Origin of the sequence: Candidatus Thiodiazotropha endolucinida (assembly GCF_001715975.1) — a bacterium.
Taxonomy (GTDB): domain Bacteria; phylum Pseudomonadota; class Gammaproteobacteria; order Chromatiales; family Chromatiaceae; genus Thiodiazotropha; species Thiodiazotropha endolucinida.
The window spans coordinates 55,776-80,596 of the sequence record NZ_MARB01000017.1 but is presented as its reverse complement, the minus strand read 5'-3'; the positions used below and the strand labels follow the sequence as shown (position 1 = coordinate 80,596).

20 protein-coding genes and 2 tRNA genes are annotated in these 24,821 nt (G+C 50.5%); 10 read left to right on the top strand and 12 right to left on the bottom strand.

Going from position 1 to position 24,821, the window contains the following annotated elements:
• Nucleotides 1-76: 76 nt before the first annotated feature.
• Together CODIS_RS14460 and CODIS_RS14455 are read left to right on the top strand one after the other, a co-directional pair.
• Nucleotides 77-1,000, top strand: coding sequence for an OmpA family protein (locus CODIS_RS14460; protein ID WP_083220786.1), 924 nt, complete (start codon nt 77-79; stop codon nt 998-1,000).
• 47 nt (nt 1,001-1,047) lie between these two features.
• Nucleotides 1,048-2,415 (top strand): lysophospholipid acyltransferase family protein, encoded by a 1,368-nt coding sequence (locus CODIS_RS14455; protein WP_162420238.1) that lies wholly within the window; start codon nt 1,048-1,050, stop codon nt 2,413-2,415.
• A gap of 248 nt (nt 2,416-2,663) precedes the next feature.
• Here CODIS_RS14455 and CODIS_RS21425 read toward each other — a convergent pair whose 3' ends face one another.
• Both CODIS_RS21425 and CODIS_RS14445 read right to left on the bottom strand, forming a co-directional pair.
• Nucleotides 2,664-3,125 (bottom strand): hypothetical protein, encoded by a 462-nt coding sequence (locus tag CODIS_RS21425; protein WP_069126563.1) that lies wholly within the window; start codon nt 3,123-3,125, stop codon nt 2,664-2,666.
• Between the two features lie 85 nt (nt 3,126-3,210).
• Nucleotides 3,211-3,286, bottom strand: a tRNA-Val gene (locus tag CODIS_RS14445).
• Nucleotides 3,287-3,532: 246 nt separating this feature from the next.
• Between CODIS_RS14445 and gltX the strand changes: the two genes are divergently transcribed.
• The 5 genes from gltX to purF all read left to right on the top strand — a co-directional run bounded on the left by gltX (nt 3,533) and on the right by purF (nt 9,115).
• Complete coding sequence (gltX, locus tag CODIS_RS14440; RefSeq protein WP_069126560.1) at nt 3,533-4,945, top strand: glutamate--tRNA ligase; 1,413 nt, start codon at nt 3,533-3,535, stop codon at nt 4,943-4,945.
• 50 nt (nt 4,946-4,995) lie between these two features.
• Entirely contained in the window at nt 4,996-6,690 is a 1,695-nt protein-coding gene (locus tag CODIS_RS14435) for a glutamine--tRNA ligase/YqeY domain fusion protein (RefSeq protein WP_069126557.1), read from the top strand.
• A 229-nt stretch (nt 6,691-6,919) separates the two neighbouring features.
• Nucleotides 6,920-6,995 (top strand) — tRNA-Ala (locus CODIS_RS14430).
• Between the two features lie 100 nt (nt 6,996-7,095).
• A complete protein-coding gene (locus tag CODIS_RS14425) occupies nt 7,096-7,584 on the top strand; it encodes a CvpA family protein (protein ID WP_069126555.1) in 489 nt (162 codons plus the stop codon).
• A 16-nt stretch (nt 7,585-7,600) separates the two neighbouring features.
• Nucleotides 7,601-9,115 (top strand): amidophosphoribosyltransferase, encoded by a 1,515-nt coding sequence (gene purF, locus CODIS_RS14420; RefSeq protein WP_069126552.1) that lies wholly within the window; start codon nt 7,601-7,603, stop codon nt 9,113-9,115.
• Between the two features lie 6 nt (nt 9,116-9,121).
• Here purF and CODIS_RS14415 read toward each other — a convergent pair whose 3' ends face one another.
• A complete protein-coding gene (locus CODIS_RS14415; protein ID WP_069126549.1) occupies nt 9,122-10,003 on the bottom strand; it encodes a TauD/TfdA family dioxygenase in 882 nt (293 codons plus the stop codon).
• A gap of 141 nt (nt 10,004-10,144) precedes the next feature.
• Between CODIS_RS14415 and ubiT the strand changes: the two genes are divergently transcribed.
• The gene (gene ubiT / locus CODIS_RS14410; protein ID WP_235615236.1) at nt 10,145-10,639 is read left to right on the top strand and encodes a ubiquinone anaerobic biosynthesis accessory factor UbiT; all 495 of its coding nucleotides are present in this window, start codon (nt 10,145-10,147) and stop codon (nt 10,637-10,639) included.
• A 368-nt stretch (nt 10,640-11,007) separates the two neighbouring features.
• On the opposite strand, the gene murI is transcribed toward ubiT, so the two are convergent.
• From murI to CODIS_RS14365, 9 genes are all read right to left on the bottom strand, one after another.
• Nucleotides 11,008-11,811 (bottom strand): glutamate racemase, encoded by an 804-nt coding sequence (gene murI, locus CODIS_RS14405; protein ID WP_235615235.1) that lies wholly within the window; start codon nt 11,809-11,811, stop codon nt 11,008-11,010.
• Complete coding sequence (locus CODIS_RS14400; RefSeq protein ID WP_069126544.1) at nt 11,798-14,539, bottom strand: ATP-binding protein; 2,742 nt, start codon at nt 14,537-14,539, stop codon at nt 11,798-11,800. Before CODIS_RS14400 ends, murI begins: the two co-directional genes overlap by 14 nt.
• On the bottom strand, nt 14,532-15,596 hold the full coding sequence (locus CODIS_RS14395; protein WP_083220785.1) for an ABC transporter substrate-binding protein: 1,065 nt from the start codon (nt 15,594-15,596) through the stop codon (nt 14,532-14,534). Before CODIS_RS14395 ends, CODIS_RS14400 begins: the two co-directional genes overlap by 8 nt.
• A 12-nt stretch (nt 15,597-15,608) precedes the next feature.
• The gene (locus CODIS_RS14390; protein ID WP_154723141.1) at nt 15,609-17,867 is read right to left on the bottom strand and encodes a TonB-dependent receptor plug domain-containing protein; all 2,259 of its coding nucleotides are present in this window, start codon (nt 17,865-17,867) and stop codon (nt 15,609-15,611) included.
• A 288-nt stretch (nt 17,868-18,155) separates the two neighbouring features.
• On the bottom strand, nt 18,156-19,055 hold the full coding sequence (locus tag CODIS_RS14385; RefSeq protein ID WP_069126633.1) for a U32 family peptidase: 900 nt from the start codon (nt 19,053-19,055) through the stop codon (nt 18,156-18,158).
• A 2-nt stretch (nt 19,056-19,057) separates the two neighbouring features.
• Complete coding sequence (gene ubiU, locus CODIS_RS14380) at nt 19,058-20,053, bottom strand: ubiquinone anaerobic biosynthesis protein UbiU (protein ID WP_069126532.1); 996 nt, start codon at nt 20,051-20,053, stop codon at nt 19,058-19,060.
• A gap of 16 nt (nt 20,054-20,069) precedes the next feature.
• Entirely contained in the window at nt 20,070-20,987 is a 918-nt protein-coding gene (gene mnmL / locus CODIS_RS14375; protein WP_069126529.1) for a tRNA modification radical SAM protein MnmL/YtqA, read from the bottom strand.
• Nucleotides 20,988-21,001: 14 nt separating this feature from the next.
• Nucleotides 21,002-21,601, bottom strand: a complete 600-nt coding sequence (locus tag CODIS_RS14370) for a TatD family nuclease-associated radical SAM protein (RefSeq protein WP_069126527.1) — start codon at nt 21,599-21,601, stop codon at nt 21,002-21,004.
• Between the two features lie 190 nt (nt 21,602-21,791).
• Nucleotides 21,792-23,222 carry an HDOD domain-containing protein gene (locus tag CODIS_RS14365; protein WP_162420236.1) on the bottom strand — a complete coding sequence of 477 codons (1,431 nt, stop codon included), beginning with the start codon at nt 23,220-23,222 and terminating at the stop codon, nt 21,792-21,794.
• A gap of 294 nt (nt 23,223-23,516) precedes the next feature.
• On the opposite strand from CODIS_RS14365, the gene CODIS_RS14360 reads away from it, so the two are divergent.
• Nucleotides 23,517-24,263: a YebC/PmpR family DNA-binding transcriptional regulator gene (locus tag CODIS_RS14360; RefSeq protein WP_069126521.1), complete on the top strand. Its 747-nt coding sequence runs from the start codon at nt 23,517-23,519 to the stop codon at nt 24,261-24,263.
• Nucleotides 24,264-24,761 carry a crossover junction endodeoxyribonuclease RuvC gene (gene ruvC / locus CODIS_RS14355; protein ID WP_069126518.1) on the top strand — a complete coding sequence of 166 codons (498 nt, stop codon included), beginning with the start codon at nt 24,264-24,266 and terminating at the stop codon, nt 24,759-24,761.
• The last annotated feature ends 60 nt before the right edge of the window (nt 24,762-24,821 follow it).

Here is a 24,821-nt window from a genome sequence, read left to right as displayed (position 1 = left end):
TGGCAGGCAGGGTAGGCTAAGGATAGGTATAGCCTGGCCGATAAGCTCTCAAGAGTGGTTAAATGCAGATTCAGTTATGATGTTTTCGGATTACAGGCAATACACCTCCCTGTCCATTATTCCCATGAGGTTTCTGGTATTGCTGGTTCTTGTCATACCTCCTTGTCTCAATGCCGCTGATCTGGAAGATCAGCTCTACATGGCGGGTATGCATGAGTCTGTCTGGGAGTTCTCTGGGTCGGATTATAGCTGTGAGCTGAAACATGAGGTACCGCAGTTCGGTGTGGCCCGATTCAGACGAATTGCAGGTGAGAATCTGCACTTTTTCATCACTAGCTTTCAACCGGTGCCAGAGTCGGTTGACGGGTTTGTCAGAGAGCTCTCGCCGGCTTGGGAGCATACTCCACCGGACACCCTGCAACTTTCAGTTGCGATACAGACAGGGATGCGGCCGATGGCCTTAAAACGGAAGCAGGCCGGGTGGTTGCTGACCTCATTGACCAAGGGTCAGATCGGCAGTTTCTCCTTTCCGGATTGGGACGACAACCGCAGACAGGTCAGGGTGCCATTGTCACCGGTCAAATTCCAAAAGCCCTATCGTGAGTTCAAGCGCTGTCTTCGCCAACTGCCGAATAGCGGGGGATTTACTGAGTTAAAGAACTCAACGGTTCATTTCGCACTGGATGTCGACGCCATCGACAATCGTGGAGAGCAACAACTCGCTCGGTTGGCCGCTTATGTTCTGGCTGATGAGAAGATCAACCGCATCATTATCGAGGGTCATGCGGACGACCAGGGATCGACGCGATACAACAAGCGTCTTTCGGCAAGGCGGGCGGCAAACGTCTACAATTATCTTTCCGGCAAAGGCGTCAAAGAAGGGATGATGATCCAGCAACACTACGGAGAGTCCCGGCCTAAAATAGCAAAGCGGACAGCGCGCGCCAGGGCAGCCAACCGACGGGTCGAAATCAATCTCCGGCAGAGCCCACCGGATTAGTGTTAACAGGCCCTAAGATTAGTTTTAACATGTCCTAGTATATGGATATGGTGCCAACATCACCCCCTGTCGCAGCTCAACTGACATGGTTTGAAAAAACCTGGCAGGCATTCTGTCGTCTTGTGGTCCGGGTGTTTTATCGTCGATTTGAGGTTGTCGGCAGCGAAAATCTACCAACGGGACAGGGTGCTATCTTATGTGCCAATCATGTTAATGCCCTGGCGGATGCCGTGGTACTGCAGGCTGCGACAACCAAAGCCATTCGGCCACTGGCGCGAAGCGGTCTGTTTGATAATCCAATACTCAAACCTATCCTGGGCTTGATCGGTGCCGTCCCTATCTACCGGCGTGGTGATCCGGGGGTCGACGTCAGTGACAATAGCGCTACATTCAGACGCTGTTATGAACTATTGGCGAAGGGGGAGACCCTTATCATATTTCCGGAGGGCCAGAGTCATGACGTGCCCCGGTTGATGGCATTGAAGACCGGGGCCGCGCGTATGGCGTTGGAAACGATCCAGGTTACAGGCAGTGAGCCGGCGGTTATTCCCGTTGGTCTGACATTTCCCGAAAAAGGCCAGTTTCGCAGTTCAGTTCTGGTCCAGTTCGGTAAACCGATTGACTTGACACTCTCGGAACAGAAGACGGATGAACAACGCGTTATCGAATTGACCGATCGCATTCGCAATGGTTTGGAAGCCATAACGTTGAATGCCGAGAGTTGGGACGAGGTGAACCTGATCACCAGATTGGAGCGATTTTTCGCCTTTCGTCACGGTAAATACCGGCAACGCAACCTGCAGCAACGTCTGCGTGCCCAGCAACGCCTGATAGATGCGCAACGTTTGCTGAGAAAATATGAGCCCGATCGGGTGAGGGCATTGATAAGCCAATTGAAGCAGTTTGAAAAAGTCTGCCGTTACTGTGGAGTGAAGGATTACCAACTGAATATAGAGTACAGACCAATGTTGATTGTGCTTTATCTGCTGCGCGTGATCTGGATGTTGTTGATTGTCTTGCCGGTGGTCATGTGGGGCGTCATCAACAGCTACCTCCCTTATAAACTGACCGAACACCTATCGCTCCGTTTTGCCAAGGGACCCAATCAGGCTGATACGACCAAAATGGTGTTGGGATTGGGTTTTTTCACGATTTTCTGGTTGGTACAGAGTTATCTAGTTTACCATAATTTCGGTTTGATATGGATGATCGCATATATTCTAAGCCTCGTTGTCAGCAGCGTAGTGGCCCTGATGGTGCGAGGAGAGATGCGCCGAATAAGGGAAAATGTCAGAGTGTTCCTGCTCTTCCTGCGCCGACGGGATCTCAAGGCATACCTGCAGTACAAGCGTCAGGAGTTGGAGCAGGAATTAGCCCGAATGGTTCGTATCGCCAACCGCCTCTCTCATCACTGAAAAAACAGATTTGAGACCTCATGAAGCATGCGTTTCCACTTACAGTGTTGTTGTTGATCGTATCATCGCAATCCCTGGCGGTTCAGACTGAGTGCGTTGTTTTATTGCATGGTATGGGACGTACTTCATCTTCGCTCAGTGCCATTGAAGAGTCGTTGCGGAGTCGACGCTACCATGTATGGAATGAGAGTTATCCCAGTTTGACTCAAAGCGTTGAGGAGTTGTCCGCGCCGGCGATTGATGCCGGATTAGTCTATTGTGAGGCAAAACAAGTGGAAAGGGTCCATTTTGTCACTCACTCCCTGGGGGGCATCCTCGTCAGATACTATCTGCAGGATCATCATATAGAGAATCTCGGCCGGATCGTGATGCTGGCGCCACCCAATCGGGGCAGTGAAGTCGCCGATCAGATGAAGGATGGTTTTTTCTACCGGAACATCATGGGACCGGCGGGTCAGGCGTTGGGTACGGACGAGAAGAGTCTGCCCAACAGCCTGAAACCTATTGCCGGAGAAATAGGCATCATTGCCGGCATCAAAGCGGGGGAGTCCTGGTTTCTTCCCGAGATCCCCGGAGATGATGATGGCAAGGTCGCGGTGGAACGGACCAAGCTGCCCGAAATGAGGGATTTTCTGTTGGTGAATGTGGGACATACCTTCATCATGGATGATGATGAGGTAATCCGTCAGGTGTCGTATTTCCTGCAACATGGTCTGTTCGACAGGTCGAAACAGGTCCAAACCACAGACGGTGCTGCAACGGAGTGGCCCTGGTGGGGATTGAGACGTGAGAAGATGGTGGGCGCAACAGGGATCGAACCTGTGACCTCTGCAATGTGACTGCAGCGCTCTCCCAGCTGAGCTATGCGCCCGCAAATAGCGAGAGGGGCATTCTAAAGAGCTATTCGAAGTGGGTCAATCGAGTGTCCTCGCAAAGCCCGGTAGTTAAGAAATAGCCGCCAATAACGCAAATCACAGCAAATGAACGCAATCAGGTTCTGCCATGCCGGCATGGATTTGTGTGAACTGACGGTAATTTACGTCCATTTGCGGCTTCCGAATCACTCCGGGTCTGATAGAATCGCGGTTTTGCCAGTAACCGGATTGCCTGCCTGACCATGACTGTTCGTACCCGATTCGCTCCCAGCCCGACCGGCTATCTCCACGTGGGTGGTGCCCGAACCGCCCTTTTTTCCTGGCTTTATGCCCGCAAGCATGGTGGAAAGTTCGTGTTGCGAATCGAAGATACCGATCTGGAGCGTTCGACCATGGAGTCGGTAAATGCCATTCTCGAGGGTATGACCTGGCTCGGTCTGGAGTACGATGAAGGACCCTTCTACCAGACCAAGCGTTTCGACCGTTATGATGAGGTGATTCAGGATCTGCTGGTGCGTGGATTGGCCTATCGTTGTAACTGCAGTCATGAGCGTCTCGACAGGCTGCGGGATGAGGCGATGCAGAACAAGCTTAAACCCCGTTACGACGGCCACTGCAGGCACCGTGATGTGAGCCCGGACGAGCCCCATGTAATCCGCTTTCGAAATCCGGAATCGGGTATCGTCGTGGTGGACGACCTGATCAGGGGAAGGGTTACATTTAACAATGAGGAGCTGGATGACCTGATCATCCGACGCACCGATGGCTCACCCACCTACAATCTGACCGTAGTGGTCGATGATCTCGATATGAGTATTACCCATGTCATACGCGGTGACGATCATCTCAACAATACACCGAGGCAGATCAACATATTGCGGGCTCTGGATGCGGACCCGCCCCAGTATGGCCATGTACCGATGATTCTCGGCGATGATGGCTCGAGGCTGTCGAAGCGGCATGGCGCAGTGAGCGTGATGCAGTACCGTGAAGCCGGTTTTCTGCCAGAGGCGTTGCTCAACTACCTGGTGCGCCTGGGTTGGTCCCATGGGGATCAGGAGATCTTCAGTGTCGATGAAATGATCGAACTGTTTGATATCGATGCGGTGAACAAGGCGGCCTCCAGCTTCAACACAGATAAGCTGTTATGGTTGAATCAGCACTATATCAAGCAGGAGAACCCGAAGCGTATCGCCCACCTGTTGAGTCCGCATATGGGGGATCTCGAGATCGATCCCTCGCAAGGGCCCGATCTGGTGGATGTGGCGGAAGCCCATCAGGAGCGTGCGAACACCCTGGTTGAGATGGCTGAGATGAGCGCCTTCTGTTACCGGGATTTCGAGAACTATGAGGAGAAGGCGGCCAAAAAGCACCTGCGTCCGGCTGCCAGGGAACCCCTGCAACGCATGCGCGATGTATTGGCCAGCCTGGGTGACTGGACAACGGAGACACTGCATAGCGTGGTGGATCAGGTCTCTGCCGAACTGGATGTGAAGATGGGCAAGGTGGCCCAGCCGTTGCGTGTGGCCCTGGTGGGGCGCGCTGCCTCCCCGGGGATCGATGTGACCCTCTATCTGGTGGGGAAAGAGGCCAGTTTAAGGCGCATCGACAAGGCCCTTGAATATATCGTTCAACGTGAAGCCAATGCCGGTTGAGTCGGTGTTAACAGGCCCCAGGGTCACAACTAAGTCAAGAAGCGAATAACATGAGTAAACCGGAACCCAGCACAACGACCAACTTCATCCGCCAGATCATCGATCAGGATCTGCGGTCGGGTAAGCACGGTGGACGGGTGCATACCCGGTTTCCCCCCGAGCCCAACGGCTATCTGCATATCGGCCATGCCAAGTCGATCGTACTTAATTTCGGTATCGCCCGGGATTATCAGGGATTGTGCAATCTGCGTTTCGACGACACTAATCCCCATAAGGAGAATATAGAGTTCGTCGACAGTATTCAGGCGGACGTCCGTTGGCTCGGTTACGACTGGGATGATCGTCTCTTCTACGCCTCGGACTACTTTCAACAGCTCTACGACTTTGCCGTTGAACTCATCCAGGCCGGCAAGGCCTTCGTCTGCGATCTCGACAGCGAGCAGATGCGAACCTATCGCGGCACCCTGACCGAGCCTGGCCGGGAGAGCCCCTATCGCACCCGTTCCGTGGAGGAGAACCTGGATCTGTTCGCCCGCATGAAGGCGGGTGAATTCGCCGATGGGGAACGTGTTCTGCGGGCCAAGATCGATATGGCTTCACCGAATATGAATATGCGTGATCCAACCCTGTATCGAATCCGCCATGGTGTGATTCATCATCAGACCGGTGAGGCCTGGTGCATCTATCCGATGTACGACTATACCCATCCGGTCTCGGATGCCCTGGAGGGCATCACCCACTCCCTCTGTACCCTGGAATTCGAGGATCACCGGCCACTCTATGACTGGGTGCTCGACAACATCTCCATTCCCAGCCATCCGCAACAGATCGAATTCTCACGCCTCAATTTGGAATACACGGTTTTGAGTAAACGCATGCTCACGCAATTGGTGGAGGAGGGATTTGTCGAGGGATGGGATGATCCGCGCATGCCGACGATTGCCGGGATGCGGCGTCGCGGTTACAGCGCGGCATCGATACGGGAATTCTGTCAACGGATCGGTATCACCAAATCTGACGGCCTGGTTGAGATGGGCATGCTGGAAAACTGTATTCGCGAGGATCTCGATGCCCATGCGCCGAGGCGTATGGCGGTGCTGCATCCACTCAAGGTAGTGATCGAAAACTATCCAGATGAGAAGAGCGAGACATTGACCACATCCAATCACCCCAAGGATGAGACCATGGGGGTACGTGAAATCGAATTCTGTCGAGAGGTCTATATCGACCGGGCTGATTTTCGAGAGCAGGCGAATAAAAAATACAAGCGTCTGGTGACTGGGGGCGAGGTGCGTCTACGCAATGCCTATGTCATCAAATGTGAAGAGGTTGTGAAGAATAACCAGGGTGAAATAATCGAGCTGCGTTGTAGCTACGATCCTGAAACCCTTGGAAAAAACCCTGAGGGGCGGAAGGTCAGGGGTGTCGTCCACTGGGTATCCGCCAGGCATGGCATAAAAGGTGAAGTCAGACTCTATGATCGTCTGTTCGGCAAGGCAGACGCGGGCCGGGTCGATGAAGGGGGCCGTTTTACAGATAATCTCAATCCCGATTCCCTGCGCACCCTGACTGACTGTTGCTTCGAACCGGCGTTGGGGTCAGCGATAGCGGGCGAACAGTATCAATTTGAGCGTGAAGGCTATTTCATGCTCGACAGCCGCGAGGCCGCCAGAGAGGAGCCGGTCTTCAACCGCATCATCACCCTGCGCGACTCCTGGGCGAAGATCGACAAGCCGGGGGGGTGAGGGGGTGTCAGGATTCATGCCGCAAATGGACGCCAATCACCGCAAATAAACGCAAAAATCAAGCTAATTTACAGGGTACACACATTGTAAGTCAGTTGCGTCAATTCGCGGTGATTGGCGTCCATTTGCGGCAATATTTTTCTCTTGACCTGTATGGTCTAAGGATCACCGGGACGGGAAAAAAGCAGTGGACAAAAGTGCCATAATCACCTAATATTCGCGGCTTTCCGGGGCCATAGCTCAGCTGGGAGAGCGCAACACTGGCAGTGTTGAGGTCGGCGGTTCGATCCCGCCTGGCTCCACCAATTTCTTGCACAGCAGGCGCCGATTCAACAGACCTGGGTATCCACACCCGCTTATGTCCATGGAACCCTCCTCAACGCGATCACTCGACAGGCTGGCTATATGCTCTGGATCGATATTCTGATCATCGCGATCATCGCGCTTTCGGCAATCATCAGTCTGATCCGCGGCTTTGTACAGGAAGCCATCTCTCTAGCCACCTGGATCGCCGCATTTATGCTTGCCTGGCTGTTCTTCCGTCCGCTGGCAGTGGAGCTGGAACCCTGGATCGATGTGCAGTCCATCAGACTGGGCGTAGCCTACGGTATAATTCTGATATTGGTGCTGATCATCGGGGCAGTGGCGAACCATTTCATGAAAGTTTTGGTGAGTACCACGGGGCTGACAGGTACCGACCGTCTTATAGGGATTTTCTTTGGTGTCGCGCGGGGCGCTGTAGTGGTCGCCGTGCTGATTCTGCTTGCAGGGTTGACCCCGTTCCCGAATGACAATTGGTGGCAGTCATCACAATTGATCCCCTATTTTAAGGATATAGCTCTTTGGCTGCAGAGCTATCTGCCTAGTGATATTGCTGCAAACTTCCACTACTGATCCGGAGAACTGAAGCATGTGCGGTATTGTGGGAATTGTGGGTAAGACACCCGTAAACCAGTCACTCTATGATGCACTCTTGGTGCTTCAGCATCGAGGGCAGGATGCGGCCGGCATCGTTACCTGTGAAAAGGGCAAACTCTATTTGCGCAAGGCCAACGGCCTTGCCAGAGATGTTTTTCATACGCGCCACATGCTGCGGTTGAAGGGTAATATGGGCATCGGTCATGCCAGATATCCCACAGCCGGTTGCTCTTCATCCGCGGAGGCTCAGCCGTTCTATGTCAATTCACCCTACGGCATTACCCTGGCGCACAACGGTAATCTGACCAACACCACTGAGTTGACCAGGGATCTCTTCGTCGAAGACCTGCGTCATATCAATACCTCATCCGATTCAGAGATACTACTCAATGTATTTGCCCATGAGTTGCAGATGCAGAATAAGCTGCGGATCGCTTCGGAGGACATCTTCAAGGCTGTAGCAGGGGTGCATCGCCGCTGCCGGGGCGCCTATGCGGCAGTAGCCATGATTCCGGGGGTCGGGTTGCTTGGATTTCGTGATCCTCACGCCATACGCCCCATCGTCTATGGCAAGCGGGAGACCGATCTGGGGACGGAATACATGATCGCCTCGGAGAGTGTCGCCTTCGACACCCTGGGATTCGAGCGGGTTCGCGATCTGGAGCCGGGTGAGGCGATTTTCATCAGTAAAGAGGGTCAGCTGCATTCCCAGATGTGTGCCGCCCACACGGTAAAATCCCCCTGTATCTTTGAATTTGTCTACTTCGCCCGCCCAGACTCCATCATTGACAATGTGTTCGTTCACAAGGCCCGATCGCGTATGGGCAAGAAGCTGGCGAGAAAGATCATGAGGGAGTGGCCGGATCATGATATCGATGTGGTGATTCCGATACCGGATACCAGTCGGACAGCGGCCCTGACCCTGGCCAATGAGCTGAAACTTCGTTACACAGAGGGTTTTATAAAAAACCGCTATATTGGCCGTACCTTCATCATGCCCGGTCAGACAGTGCGCAAGAAATCTGTCAGGCAAAAGCTCAATGCCATCGATCTCGAGTTCAAAGACAAGAATGTCCTGCTGGTCGACGATTCCGTGGTCAGAGGGACCACCTCTCAGCAGATCGTGCAGATGGCACGGGAATCGGGCGCCAAAAAGGTCTATTTTGCTTCAGCCGCGCCACCGGTGATCTATCCCAATGTCTATGGTATCGACATGCCCGCTGCCAGTGAGTTGGTGGCGCACAACAGAAGCGTGGAAGAGGTGAGGAGTATTATCGGTGCAGACCGCATGATCTATCAGGATATCGAGGATCTGATCGATGCGGTACAGAAAAAGGGCAAGACCGATATCGAACGCTTCGACACCAGTGTTTTCAATGGCGATTATGTCACCGGTGATGTCAGCGAAACCTATCTGGAACAGCTGGAGCTATTGCGCAACGATGGCGCCAAGAGCAAGGACGAGACGGCTGAGAAGAGTATCCTTGATCTTCACAACGATGTGTAAGGCGGATTACTGTCGGATGCGGTCGTAGTAGCGTGCCCGGTAGAGCAGGCGGGCCTGTTCCCCATCTGTGAAACCGCTCCGGGTATGTAACACGTTATTAGAGATCAAACCCTGTCCGGCCTGAAGTTTTGCATGAAATTGCCAGGGCGAGGGGCTATGCAGCAGTGATTTCATGTATTTCACCGCCTCTTTGAGCAAGGGATCATCCAGCCATTCGATACTGCGGCTTCTGTCTGTATAACGCATATGTAAATGGCCATCCGGGTAAACGGTAAAAACCGGTCCCGTACGCGCAGGCCTGAGTTCTTCGCCGTCGACGATATTGGCCGGGATGGTCATGGCCTGAGGGTTCATCAAGGCACGGATGTAGGCGGGATTTCGCTCCATTATCTGAATAAACAGGATCTCATGATCAAGCAGGTCATTCTCACCACCTTGTTCTGCGGGATTGACGCAATGCAGCAGCAGTGCATGGATCTGCTGCTCAGGAAGGTTGTAATAGCCATCAGTGTGCCAGGCGATGGGACGGTCGGAATAGGGGATATAGCCGTTTCGCAAGGCATCCGATTGTACGGTCAACGAGGAGATGGCGTCATCATCTGCGCACATATTGTGATCCAGATGGCTGAGACCGAATGCCGAGCCAAGATCGCTGATAATGTGTTTATCCGAATCATGCCCCGAGAGGCCTGCCCAGATCGCCATATTGGTCTTTCGGCAAAGGGAGAGGATTTTATCGTGCTCAGCTGTTGAGAGCCGGCGCGGATCGCGGATTTCGACGATCAGTTCCCCCACTGTTTCAGGGTAACTGTCGAGCTTTCCATCCCGCCAGATCGCATAGGCGTCTTGGTTTTCGGGCAGGAATGGTGATGGATGGTGTTTGGACATGCCAGCAATTTTCGCAGATTTTGTTGAGTGTTGGTATGATATTATTGTTTGCCCTAAGCCGGCTGGAAAAACAAGCGATTATTTACGGATAGGCATCCGAAGACAGGGGTTCAGGAAAGTTAATCTTTGAGGCGCACAATTATGCATGCAGTCAAGCAACGTCCGAAAATGCCCAAACCACTATCCTTGCCACTACGGCTGATACCCCAAAAGGCCCATGGTGTTATTCTGAGCTCAGTCTTGAACAGACTGTTTCGAAACGAGCTTCTGGAAGGGGAGTTGGATTTTCTGCAGGGACGGGTTGTACAGATCAAGGTGAGTGATCTTGGTCTTGGTTACAATCTGACATTGACCAATGGCGTGATTTCGGAAGCCGGCGGCATGAGAGTAGATCTGAGCATAACCGGGTCCGTTTACGATTATCTTTTGTTGATCAGTGGCAAAGAGGATCCGGATACCCTGTTTTTCCAAAGGCATCTCGTCATGGATGGCGACACAGGACTGGGTGTTCATTTGAAGAACATGTTGTCAGCCATTGAACTCGAGCAGTTACCGCTACCAGCCGAAATCCGTCCCTATATAGAACGATTTATCCGGGTTTACGAGAATCTGCCCTATATGTCTGCCCGCTCATAATTTTTCCCGGTTACCCAGCATTCTCAACTATCCGCTCTCGCCCTACATCTCCCTCACGGTGGGTGTTATGAAGGCAAGCCGCAAATGGACGCAAATGATAATAAGCCGCAAATGAAAGCTATTTTTAGCGTTTTAACTGTCCTGTTTGGAGCGGTAGGTTTGTGTTACACCATGTTGTACAGTAAATATAATTGTAATTGCGTTTATCGCGTTCATTTGCGGAGATAAAAAAGCATTCGCGAGTATTCGCGGCTTTCTTATACATCTCAATATCATCAAGTCACCGATTCAGTGGTTGCATATTGTGGTGTGGGTATCAGGTGATTTTTTCCACCAACGATTCGACAGTGTAGCTGCCAGCAGTATACTCAGTCTGGCAGAGGCAAACGGTTGACGATACAGGGCTGGCCTTGGATTTTTGCTATCAGCTTCTGGGTCTTCTCAGGTGAGCCACTGCACCAATAACGCTGTTGGCCCGTATCCGGATTGGATGAGAGGATCTCTTCATCAGATAACCTGCGTTGCAACTGTCGAGCAACCGCACGGCCGGTATCGATAATAGTGACCGAGGAACCCGCCACTTTTTCAATGGTGTCTTTCACGAAAGGGTAGTGTGTACAGCCTAACACCAGGGTATCGACACCTTTTTCGAGGACAGGTTTCAGTGACTGTTCTACAAGCTCGACGGTTTTACCGTGAGTTGCACCGTTATGTTCTATTGCCTCTACCCATCCATGGCAGGGACAATAGAATATATCGGTACCATTCGCATGCTGCTGGACAAGGCTCTGAAATTTGCCACTCACCAGTGTTCCCTCTGTAGCGAGTACACCGATCACACCGTTCTGGCTGTTTGCTGTTGCCGGCTTGACTCCGGGTTCCATACCGATAATTGGGAGAGGATAGCTGTTTCGTAAATGCGAAACGGCAACGGCAGTCGCGGTATTGCAGGCAATGACGATAGCCTTGACTTTTTGCTCAATCAGAAACTCTACGATGTACTTGCTGCGTTCGAGTATGAATCGGCTTTCCTTGCTGCCATAGGGGAGATTGTCCCTGTCTGACACATAGATAAGATCTTCACTCGGCAACAGGTCGCGTATGTGGTGCAACACCGAGAGCCCACCAATACCGGAGTCAAAAATACCGATAGGCAGGCTAGACGACATCATTGGTTTCCCGAGCTTGCAGCAGTCGTTTTACCTCATATTCCACTGATTTGTACTCTTCCATTAACTGCACCGCCTGCTTTGATGCGGTCGCATGCTCAAGTTTTTGCACTGAAAAGTCGAGTGCAGGCACACCGCATGACGATGTGGAGCCGCGCATCTTGTGAGTAATCTCCTTCAAATTTGTCCAGTCCTGCTTGTGGATATATTTTTCAATGTCTTCAAGCTGTTGCGGCAATTCACTGCAGAGCTGACTGAACATTTCCTTTGCCAGAGTCTCGTCGCCGCCTGTGATATCGAGAATTTTCCTCTTGTCTATGACAACAAGCTCGTTTTTATCAAATGCAATATTCTCATTGTCAGTGTGTGATTCATAATAATCATGTTGTTTGTTTTGATTGAAAATATTCTTGATTACAGACCACATCTGTCGTTCGTCGATTGGTTTTAGCAGATAGCCATCCATCCCGGATTCCTTTATTTGATTTCTGGTGGCAGGAACGACGTCAGCAGTCAATGCAATGATCGGTGTATGTCTAGTGTCTGCTTCATTATGTCGAATAACTTCTGCGGCTTTAGTGCCTTTCATTTTCGGCATATGAATATCTATCAAAATCAGGTCAAAGTTCCTGAGCAGAGTCTCTGAAATCGCGCTTAAACCATCACTGGCTTCCGTGACATTGGCGCCATTGTTGCGCATGAGGGTGCTGATAAGTTTGAGATTGATATCATTATCATCGACGACAAGAATATTGTAATTTTCCAGACTTGGATTGGATAGGCGGATATCTTGTTTTGCAACAGATTTTGTACTGCGTGGAGAACCGGAGATGATCCTGTCCAGGGTGTCTGTCAGTTTTCCAATACTGAAAGGCTTGGACAGATAGAAGTCATCACTGATCGACTGAAATTTCTCGATAATGACTCTTTCCGATGCACTCAACAGTACCAAAAACGGGATGCTGCAGATGGCACGCAACCGGCGAATTTCACTTTCGGCATATCCGGATTGGATTTCACTATTCTCGAAACCCATTACTATTACATCGTATCGATCGTCTGGTACCACGGGAAACTTACCCGTTGTGGTTGTAATATCAAAAGACTCCAGGATGTGCTTTATGGCTAAGAAAGACAATTTATGATTGTCGCAAATCAGCGCCTGTTTACCACTGATGAAGTGAGTATGTGGCTGTATTTGGCTCAGTACGGGTTTTTCAAGAGGTATGGTTACAACAAAGTTTGAACCCTTCCCGGGATTGCTGATAAGCTCGATATCACCGTTCATCGATTGTGCGAGTTTTTTGCATATACTTAAACCAAGGCCGGTTCCGCCGTAAACTCTGCTGGTCGATGAATCAGCCTGCTGAAATGATTCGAACAGAGTCTCCTGGGCTTTCTTCTCGATCCCGATACCGGTATCAGTAACAGAAAATTTCAGTATGCATTTGTTTTCGGACTCATCATCGACCATCACCCGTATAATGACATCTCCCTGATGGGTAAACTTGATAGCGTTGCTGATCAAATTCACCAATATTTGCCGAATCCGCGTCTCATCGCCAATGAGCGTGTTGGGAACATCAGAGTAGACGAGTAAAATCAGCTCAAGCCCTTTATCATGGGCGGATGGCGATAGTAATACAGTAGGTTCCTCAAAGCACTCATGTACTTGAAATGGAGTGGTTTCAGGTTCGAGTTTTCCATATTCAAGTTTAGAGTAATCAAGTATCTCATTAATAATATCCAGGAGATTGCTGGCTGACTTGGAGATTGTGTTGACAAGGTCGCGTTGCTGCCTTGAAAGGTCTGTCTTAAGCAGTAAATTGGTAAATCCCAGAACACCATTCATAGGAGTTCGAATCTCATGGCTCATATTGGCAAGGAATTCCGATTTTGCCTTGCTGGCTGACAATGCCCGCTTCTTTGCCAGATCGAGTTCTACATTTTGAATCTCCAGCGCTTCCATGGTTTCAGTGAGTTCCGAGGTTGCCTGGTCAATCTGTTGTTGCATCGTTTCATGTGACCTCTGTATCTGGCTTGTCATAGCGTTAAAGCCCTCTTCCAGACTTCGTATCTCACCCTTAGATACTTCAGGAACGCGGGCAGTCAGTTCACCATCCCTCATGCGAGAAACAACCTGGGTCAATCTTCCTATAGGCCTGATAACAGATCTGCTCAATGCTAATGAAAAGAATGCTGTGCATATCAAACCAATCACCAGCATTATGATCGAGTTGCGTATAATGATTATTCTGTTGTCGATGAGTCGTGTTTTGCTGAGGGAGAGAACCACCCTGCCCATGCTGCGATTGATGTTCTCTTTGCTGTTTAAGCCCTGGTCAGGGTAGTCAACAATATCGATGTCTTCAATTACGTAGATCGCAGGTGCGTAAAATTCGGCAAGATTACTCGGGTCCTCACTATATTGTTTTGTCATACTGGACAGAAGGATGTCGGATGCATCATAGACATCGATACTGTAGACATCTGTTTGCAGGAAGACAGGTCTCAGGCTCATTTCCAATATTGACTTGTCACGGGTGAATATGCCGTAAACGCTTATGGATGCGGATTGGTTGGCTATTGACACGCCCCTTTCGTTGAATGATTCATCCAGCCTGACGAGCTGAGTGCTGATCAAGTAGACTGTCAAAATAAAGGCGAGGATGAAAGCTGGCAATAAGCTGATCATCAGTGCCTGAAATCGGAGTGATTTTATCTTAATCATGATAGTCAATTAATCTGTTGATCATTGTCTCTTCAAGTTTATTGACAGATTTTGTTGGAAAATCCAATGATCTTGCCACTTCAGAATTAAAAAGTATGGAAAAATACTCTGCGTATTGTTCCCGATTATTGATTTTTTCTTCCGAATATATTTTTACGATATTGTCCCGGACATGAAAGGCGATATCCTCAGGTGAAGAATAGACTGCAGCCAACGCACCGGCCTTGACATAGGCAGATGAAAACCCAATCAATGGAATACGCTTTCTATAGGCGGAAATCAGAATGTTGGAGACAGTGGTTTTGTTATGTATTTTTGTATCAGGTACAGCCAGCAGGATGTCTACATTGTAAAGCAAACGGTTGAGAGAAGTGCCGATTTGATCGGTATCATCTATTTTCTCTATATTGAGATTCAGTTCCAGCTCAGATGCGGACTGAATAAGTGCTTTTTCAACAGATTCATCATTACTGCTGATTACAACCCCTACGTTTCTAAAGCCATCGGACAGAGCATTGATTAAAAGCATGCTTCTGTGCTGTGGTTGATCTAGATACAAGTAGTAATGATCAGGAGTATCGCTACCATCGTCAGAATGAATTTTACTGTCTTTCGGAATTAGCGCGGAAAATACGATATGTTCATTAAGGTGTTGCCTGGCGTGAGCAGCAGCTTTAAGACCCAGGGTAACTATCACCCTTTGGTTAGGATGAAGCTTGTTGTCAAGAGTGGAAATCTGACTGATTTCAAAGTTCGCATCCTGGCACATAAGCTGCCGGTTCCTGCACAGCTTTATCGTGGAATTGGTAATTGCTGTAGCCACGTCAAGGTAGACATCATCGTTGCCGCTCAGCAGGATCAGAATATTACTCTTTTTTTCATGCGCGGGAACAGCCATTGCGAGCATAGTGATAACCAGCATGAGGATGAGATAGGAATACTCTTTGATACAGACCGCACAATGCACGGATTCTCTTCCCGGAGCAGGTGCGCCACTACGGTTTGTATCACCTCGTGAGCGGTAAACAGCTGATTTATTGCTGTCAGGTAGTGGCATTTCAGTAGTAAGCTAGAAAGAAGCTTTTCCTTGTAGGTAGATGCGTCTTTCCCATACGTTATCAGCATCGATACGTTCGTTATGATAAAAGTCCAAATTTTCATTATGCAGGTTCTGCAGGATCAGAGAGACGTCGATGCTGTGTCCTGAAATGTCGAAATGCTTGTTCAGCTTCAGATCAAGGCGGCTGAAATTGGGTACTGCGTCTCCCTCGCCAGGCCACTCCATTTCGTCAGTAAAGTAGTAGGCGCCGCTTGCAGTGAAGCCATCATCAAAACTGTGGCTGGCAATCAGGCTGAATGTTCTTTTGGGAATCTTTTCCTCGGCATTTTCACGAAAACTCGCAATACCGTCTTTGATCCGTTTCAGCTCGTTTCCGCTGATGTCGAGATAACTGAATCCCATGAAGATCAGATCTCTGTTTGTGGGGCGGAAATCGATTTCAAATTCGATTCCGTTGATTTCCACTTCTCCGAAGTTGGTATAGGTGAATGCGCCCCGCTGATACAATCTGTTCAGTTGATTCAGCACCTCAAGTGCGATCACGTCTGTAATGCCACGGTCGGGATCGGTGATATCAAAGTGAATGTATTGGTCGATGATATTGGAATACTCTTCATGGAACAGGCATACGTCAAAGTTGATGCCATAATCTGTAAAGTTTCCGAAATACCCGACTTCAACACGTTCTATCTGTTGAGGATCAAGTTTTTCCGTGCTTATTATCCAGGTATTGAACTCATCCTCTCGTGAACCAAGATACAAAGATAGGTGGGCATTGTCCTCATAGATAGTCGGCATACGAAACGCCCTAGAGCCACTTATTCTTAAAGTGCTTGAATTCGACAGGTGATAGTTGACCCCAAGCCTTGGAGAAAAAACATGATCTTTACCCTCAAACTTCTCGAGCATTGCTCCGCCATTGATAACCGTTTTTGGGGTGGCATACCATTCAGCATTGAGGAACAGCCTATAGAGGTCTCTGGAGATAGGATTGTCGTCCTGAAGCAGCCAAAAGCTTTCACCACGATCGTGTCTGGCACCAATTCCCCAGGCAATGCGCAGATCCTTTACCGGTTCGGAAGTATGCTCAAATTCCAGATCATAGCGGTGAGATTTCAGACCGATATATGAAAACAGCATTGGCGAGTCGGTCAGGTTCAAAGCGTTCAAAAAGGCATCGAAATTATACAGGCCGCCAGATAACGTGGCCGCAAAGAGATCCGCTCTTACAGATTCGTCAAACCCCTGCAAATCATCGAGGGATTCTATTTGCTCAGACAGGGATGGTGTCAATATCAGGTCATCGACAGAGTAGTAGTTGTGATAAAATTGCAGGCTAATCTTGTTTTTTTCAGACAATACCCGATTCCATTCGATAAACTGATAATTATACTGATTATCAAGTTCCCTTTCCTGCTGTAGCAGGCTTGGCAACCCTTCATCGTAATTACCGTATGCTACACCTACAGTGGTACGAATGGAGTTATCAATATCGATGTTATAATCACTGTCGAATTTCAGCCATTTTGCCCGTGATGAGTCGTCTCGGTTGTCGAAACCTTCCCCCTCTTTGTAGCTTGTCGATATTCGATAATCCAGTTTGCCGACACTGTCTGCAAAGGCCGCTTCAACATAACGGGTTCTTTCATAACCGGTTGTTGCCGAAAGCATGGTACCGGGAAGATCCGCCGGGTGCTCCGTTACAATATTAATCACACCGGCATAAGAATTGGATCCATATGCGGCGGCATTCGGCCCGCGAATCACTTCGATGCGTAATATTTCATCCAGGCTTAGATAGATTTCTGTCCAAGGAATACCTCCGAACAAAGGATCATATATCGACCTTCCATCTATCAGGACCTGCATGTCTCTGGCATATTCATCCGCATGACCATGATAGGTAACCGTGGCACTGGTGCCGGAAAAAAAGCCAACTGTGAAACCAGGCACCAGTCTGAGAAGATCCGGCAGGTTCAACGCGGCGCTGGCCTGGATCATTTTTTTGTCAATGACTGTCACGGCCGTTGGTGTATCGGATTGTGCCTGCGAAAGCCTCGATGCAGAAAGCACGATCGGCAGATCGTCATAAAAATAGCTTTCTGTGAAAGCCAGGGTGTCGTCATTGCTATCGGAAGGGTTCGAAAATACGACTAGTAATAACCCAGCCAGGATGTGTCGATTTATATAGTATCTATAGTGATGCATGTGCAAACCCTGTACTGTACGAGGTTTCATAGCAATTAAGAGATCGTGTGGGTCACTCACTTAGCTCGGCTTTCATATGGTGTTACCAAATCTCTCTCCCCATGCATTGATTGGCGCCTTTTCAGGTGCAGAGCCTATCGGATAAGTGTTAGCAGACCCTGGCACAGGTAGTGTAATGGCGACAATCAATTGTCAACATTGAATATGATACACCACACACGACAAAGGGTTATATCTCAATACATGGCATGTGCGGATCTAGGATATGGATTCCGGATATCCGCTGTCAGGGTATTGGCGTTCTAGGTTGGTATTCGTACGGGGGGGCGGCAGGAAAGAACGCCAGATTCAATCAGGGGAATTAAATTCTTTTTGCCCACTTGTTCCATGCCAATAACCGTTACATGCACCAAGCGGTATAAATCTACTGAGATCCATCACCTCTTCATGGTGCAGGGCTTTATGGAAAGCATCCACGATGTTGGCTGTAAATGTGGATTGAGGGCTGATTCTTAATACATCGACCTGCAATTGTTTGAGTAAGGGTATCTCGTCAAGCAGATTACAGGTTTTCGCGGATACGGTCTGGATACCGTTCAGGGCCAGAAAGGGCTCTTTTTCCTGGGTGGAAAGCAAACGCCCATCAGGATAATCGATACATTTGTATTGACAGTCATCTTTGGGAAGATTGTGGGAGCGTGCGGTGAAACATCTGGCTGAAAGGGTCAATGGCATACGTCCATAGGAGAAGACCTCAGTTTCGATTCCATCCGGTCGTTTCGCTTGAATCTGTTGCAGTGTCTGATTTGATAGTTCTATCGGAAGAACCCAGCGTTTCAGCCCTTTCGATGCCAATAGTGCGAGTGTTGCCGAATTATATATATTGACACTGGGGCCGGTCACAAAGGGAAGTCCCTTTTTACTCATGATATGGATAGCGCCGATATCGTTGGCCTCAATCACGAAGCTTCCGTTGTCACATAATCGCCTGAGCGTCTTGAGTTCTGACTCAGCCTCAATCAAAGCAAGCGATGAGAGCACGATCTCCTTGTTGCATTGCCGGCTCAGTTTAGCGGCCAGATCAAGCCAGTCACTGGTACGGAGACTGCGTCTCTTAGAGCAGACAGTCTCACCCAGATAGATGATATCCACAGGCATTTCCGCCGCTTGAGCATAGAAATCAAATAGTTTATCCCGTGACCAATAGTAAAGTACCGGGCCGAGAGAGAGTTTAGGTACTGTATTCATCATTATTGCCAAGGTCGGTAGTAAGGGCCCAATGTGGTACTGGTCCCCTCTGAGACCTGATCCAGAATAGTGTTCCAAACTGAGGTCGCTTGAAACTTATCGGGATTGTGCAGGCAGCTGTCTATCGCCTCGTGCCAAACCTTGGTGACCTGGCCCACATACGCGGGAGTGCGTTGACGGCCTTCGATCTTGATTGCCTTGATGCCGGCTCGATACAGCTCTGGAAGCAGTGCCAATGTATTCAGTGAGGTGGGTTCTTCTATGGCGTAAAAAGTATTGTCGCCCACCGCAAAGCGCCCCTTGCAGATCGTTGGGTAGCCGGCTGTTTCATGTTTCCCGTAACGATCTGTCAATAGGCCGCCCAAGCGCGATTCCAGTCCCTGGGGGGTTTCCCGGTATTCAACGAACTGGGCGGGTGAGCAAGCGCCATGGGTATTCGGCGATTCACCGGTGACATAGGAGGAGAGGATACAGCGTCCTTCCACCATTACACAGAGACTGCCGAAGCCAAATATTTCAATCTCGACAGGGGTGTTTTCCACCACCTGCCTGACCTGGCTGAGTGACAAAACGCGGGGCAGCACCGCACGTTTGATGCCAAATGATTCGTGATAAAAGGCGAGTGCCTCATAGTTGGTGCTCGAAGCCTGAACAGAGAGATGCAGATTGAGCTCCGGCCATTGCCGGCTGGCATAGTCGAGTACACCTATATCGGCGCAGATAAGGGCGTCAACCGAAAGCGAAGCGGCGCTGTCCACGGCTTGACGCCAACGTTCCCAGCCATCCGGGCGTGGATAGGTATTGATTGCCATGAAGACGCGTTTGCCATGCTCTTTTGCATAAGCAATGCCTTCCCGGGCGCGTTTTTCATTGAAATTCAATCCGGGAAAATGGCGCGCATTGGTGTCATTGCGCAGTCCGAAGTAGATTGCGTCAGCGCCATTATCAACGGCAGCCTTAAGCGATGGCAGGTTACCTGCGGGACAGACCAGTTCCATAATCGTGCATACTCGTTCAGGCAACCTGTCGACACGTCGTGCGTCGCCGTTGCAGTTCAGTCGTGATAGCGTTCAGCACAAGCCATTTCCTGGCACACCAGAGAGGAGCCAGCAGGATTGTCTCCGAAGCGGTGCCGGTAAGACGGTGCCAGACCACATTCGAGGGTGTCTGTTGCACCAGATCGGCCGCAATATCCACATAGGCCTCCAGGGTGAGCGGTCGATATTCACCCCGACGCCAGGCGTTGGCCAGCTGAGTCCCCTTGACTACATGCAATGGGTGGAGTTTCAGGCCGTCTGTGCCCAGCTCCAGCACCCTTTGCAATGTTTCTGTAGCGTGGTAGGCCGTCTCTCCGGGCAGTCCCGCGATCATGTGGGTGCAGACCTTGAGTCCTCGGTTTCGCGCGCGTAATACGCTTTCTCTATACTCGGCAAAACCGTGTCCACGGTTAACCCTGGCGAGAGTTTCATCAAAGGCCGACTGCAGACCGAGTTCCAGCCATACCTCTTTTCCCTGGTCCTGATAACCGGCAAGCAGGTCGATAACCGTATCAGGCAGGCAGTCCGGTCGGGTGCCGATGGAGAGGCCGATGACATCTTCATCCGCCAAAGCCGCGTCATAAAGTGCGGTCAATTTATCGATTTCAGCATAGGTATTGGTATAGGCCTGAAAATAGGCCAGATACTTGCGGGCACCGGTTCGTTTCAATATCACGCGCCGGCCCGATGCCAGTTGCTCACTGATAGGCTTGGGCTGGCGCCCATTGGGACTGAACGAGACATTATTGCAAAAGGTACATCCACCGCTGCCCTTGCTGCCGTCCCTGTTGGGGCATGTAAATGCAGCGTCTAGAGCAATTTTATGTACACGCTCGCCATAGCGCTGCAACAGGTATTGTCCGAATGTGGATGCTTGCTCCGAAAGAGTTGTCATCGCATACACCCGGGCTAGCCGACCTCGTTCAGGAAGCGACGACGAAACTTTACGTTCATCGCTTTTGCGATCTCTTCACACGCGGCAATGTCGACTCCCTCCATTCCGACGATCGCGGTTGCCGTCACATCGGCGATATATTCGGGAGCCCTACGCAGGAATTCAAGCATTGCCTCATAGGAACCAGGCAGGTTGGGTCTACAGTGGATGTCATAGATCTCACTGTTCTGGGCATTTAGTGAGATTGAAATTGCGTCCACACAATCTCCGAGCTCCGGCAATGTGTCATGCTTGTGTATCAAATTGCATAAACCATCGGTATTTACGCGCACCCGACCACCATGCTGTTTGATATGTCTGGCCACTTCAAGCAGCAGGTTCAATCTCAGTGTCGGTTCGCCATATCCGCAAAAGACCACCTCATCGTAGCCAGCCGGATCATTGATCGAGGTAATAATCTCTTCTGCTGTTGGGCGGTGATCGAAGGTAAGATCATAACCTTTGACCATCATGTCGCCATGGGTTTTTGGACAAAATGCACATTCCAATGTGCAGCGATCCGTAATGCTGAGATAGAGGTTGTTTCCAATTTGATAACTTATCTGTTGTTGCACTTTCTACTCTGGTCTGGAAATAGGAAGTGTCATCCTAGCGTTTGCATTGACTGAAACAATGACTTTGATCAAAGCAATCAGGTTGGGGTATCGGATATGAATAGTTAATGGAAGATGTGCTCAGCAATCACAGGATCTCTTTTTGGCATCTGAAGATGCGTGCCCGGGGATGAATCCGGATTCATTGCCGTCACGAACTGATCGATTGCACGGTTTTCTGGCAAATAACCTTGAAATTGTCGTACTGCCGGCGTGTCACACCAGGACCGCTTATGCCGTTGTCTGCATAAAAGAGCCCCACCGGTTTGCCCTGAATAAAGACCGACATTGAGACGAATCCACTGTTGTTTATCTGCTCCAAGGCTGATTGGGGAATCATTGGCAGGTACTGTTCAGCATTATCCCTGTTTAGTGATATTGCTTGTGGTTTATTCATTAAGGCCTTGAATAAATTTGGTTTTGTCATAGTCAATGCAAAGCCTTTCAGAGAGAGCTGCTGTTCCGACTCCACCACGAACCGGGCTCTGAGGGCGCTTTTGTCCGGGCTGAGCATGGCAAACATGGTTCTGCTCAATCCGAGTTCCTCATGCATCTGCTGCAAGGCGTCATTGAGTAATGCCTGCAATGGATTGACACGTTTCTTTGTTGCGGGTTGTGAGACAGCTTTCTTCTCATCGCTGGGAGAGGTTTCAGGGCGGGTTGCGTGTTGCGGCTGTGGGGACGGTTTCGCATCGGGGCTGGATTCAGGTGTGTCAACCGGTGCCTGCCGGGTTGTCTCGGGTGAAACGGCAGCATCCGCTGTCTCGGTTTCGTGGGCTGCCAGACCAACAGAAATGAGATGGAACGCCGGCAACGGCAGGGTGAGCCTGTGTAAACCGCGAGCTGCTTCCGCTGCCAGGCGGTGCAGATAGGCAGTCGCTTCCTCGTGTGATATCTCAAGAAACTCCGCCAACAACTCGATGTCATTATCCAATTTCTCATGCTGCCAGCCCAGACTGCTCTCTCTGGCAAGGATCGAAGCCAGCATCACGGAAAGCGGTTTTGGCAGGTGGCTGCTGGATAACCCCTGTGATTCGTGTACCAGCTCAGGCAGTTGCCACTTCACACTCAACTGAACGTTTAACTCTTCCAGGGTAACACCCAGGATCTCCTGAGCGGCGCTCTCGCGCGGTGTTCGCTGGATGATTTTCCTTTGCACGGAGCGCATATCATCCGGTGCTATGGCCCACAATGCCATCTCTCCAATGTCGTGGAGCAATGCGGCGGTATAGAGTGAATCGACTTCCTGCCATCTCTGCATTTCAGCGATATGACTGGCATAGATTGCTGCGTGGACTGCGCGGCTGTAGCAATCGATCAATCCGCGTCTTGGCGGTCCTTTGAGTTTTTCCTCAAGAGAAGGCAGGGTCCGGCTTGCCTGTTCGATCGCATCCATACCCAACAAGGGTATGGCGAGGGAAATCTTGCTGATGGGCTCTTTTGGCGGGTTCGGCAGATTGTTGATCTGCCGCATTACATGCAGGCTGAAACCGGGATCGCGGGAGATGACTTCGGATAATCTGCCGTGGTTGACACTCGACTTTCGCAGCAGATCCCTGACCTGAGTCAGTGTCCTTTGCATGACAAGGAGCGGCTCTGAAGAAAGTGCACGGGTCCATTCTTGGGCTGATTGGGTCATTGGGGATTGCCCTTTGAAACGGTTTTTATCGCCAAATGATTTTACCTGTATGGATCACCCAAAGGTGGCGGTTGCCGAGCCGGATGGGTGAATGGAGCTCGATTGTTATGCCCTCAGATTGTACTTAACAGATCGGCAATTCACAGTGAATCTTAAGCCGTCGGCATTCCTCGGTTTCTGCGAGATCGGGTGGATGATAAAATGTCATATTTGAATGCAGAGTTTTGAGAGGTTTGTATGGCAGGACACAGTAAGTGGGCCAATATCAAGCATAAGAAAGCCGCCAATGACAAGAAGCGCGGTAAGATTTGGACCAAGCTGATACGAGAGATTACCGTGGCTGCCCGCATGGGAGGGGGGGAAATCAATGCCAATCCGCGTCTGCGGCTGGCCGTTGACAAGGGTCTCGGTGCGAATATGCCCAAGGACACCATTGAACGCGCCATCAAGCGTGGCGCGGGAGGCACCGACGGCGATAACTATGACGAGATCCGCTATGAAGGCTATGGGCCGGGGGGTACGGCGGTCATGGTCGACTGTATGACAGACAACCGAAACCGTACCGCATCCGAGGTTCGTCACGCTTTCAGCAAGCTGGGTGGCAACCTGGGTACCGATGGGTCTGTCTCATATCTGTTCAGCAAGCAGGGAATGCTCAGCTACAATCCGGGAGTGGATGAGGATGCCATCATGGAGGCGGCCTTGGAGGCAGGTGCCGAAGATGTGGTCACCAACGACGATGGCTCGGTCGATGTCATCTCCACACCTGAGGAGTTCTCCCAGATCAAGGATGCCCTGGTTGCCGCCGGCCTGAATCCGGATACTGACGAGGTCACCTATAATGCCTCGACCAGCGCAGTCCTCGATCAGGACGATGCCGAGAAACTGTTGCGCATGGTCGACATGCTGGAGGACCTGGACGACGTACAGAATGTCTATACCAATGCCGAGATCTCGGATGAGATTTTGGATGCAATCAACTGAATGTTACGTATTATCGGCATCGATCCCGGCTCCCGCATGACAGGCTACGGCCTGATCGATACCGATGGCATGCATTCTGTCTACTTGTCCCATGGGGTTATAAAATTGAGCGGTGAACCGCTTCCCCCCAGACTTGGGGAGATATTTGCGACAATCAGCGGCTTGATCCAGGAGCATCAACCGGATGTGATGGCTATCGAGCAGGTCTTCGTGGCCAAAAATCCCTCTTCAGCCCTCAAGCTGGGGCAGGCGAGGGGGGCGGCCATCTGCGCTGCGGTATATCGCGGACTGAGTGTGGCGGAGTATACGCCCACCCGCATCAAACAGGCGGTAGTGGGAACGGGGCGGGCGGACAAGGCGCAGATCCAGCATATGGTGCAGATGATCCTGGGTTTGCGGCAAAAACCCCAGGCGGATGCCGCGGATGCCCTGGCGGTGGCCCTGAGCCATGCCCATACCCATACCACGCTGATGCGCCAGTCCGGCCGCGGAAAGTGAGGATACCCGTGCCCCATCCGTGCCATAATCACAGCCTGAATCGTCAACCGGATAACAACC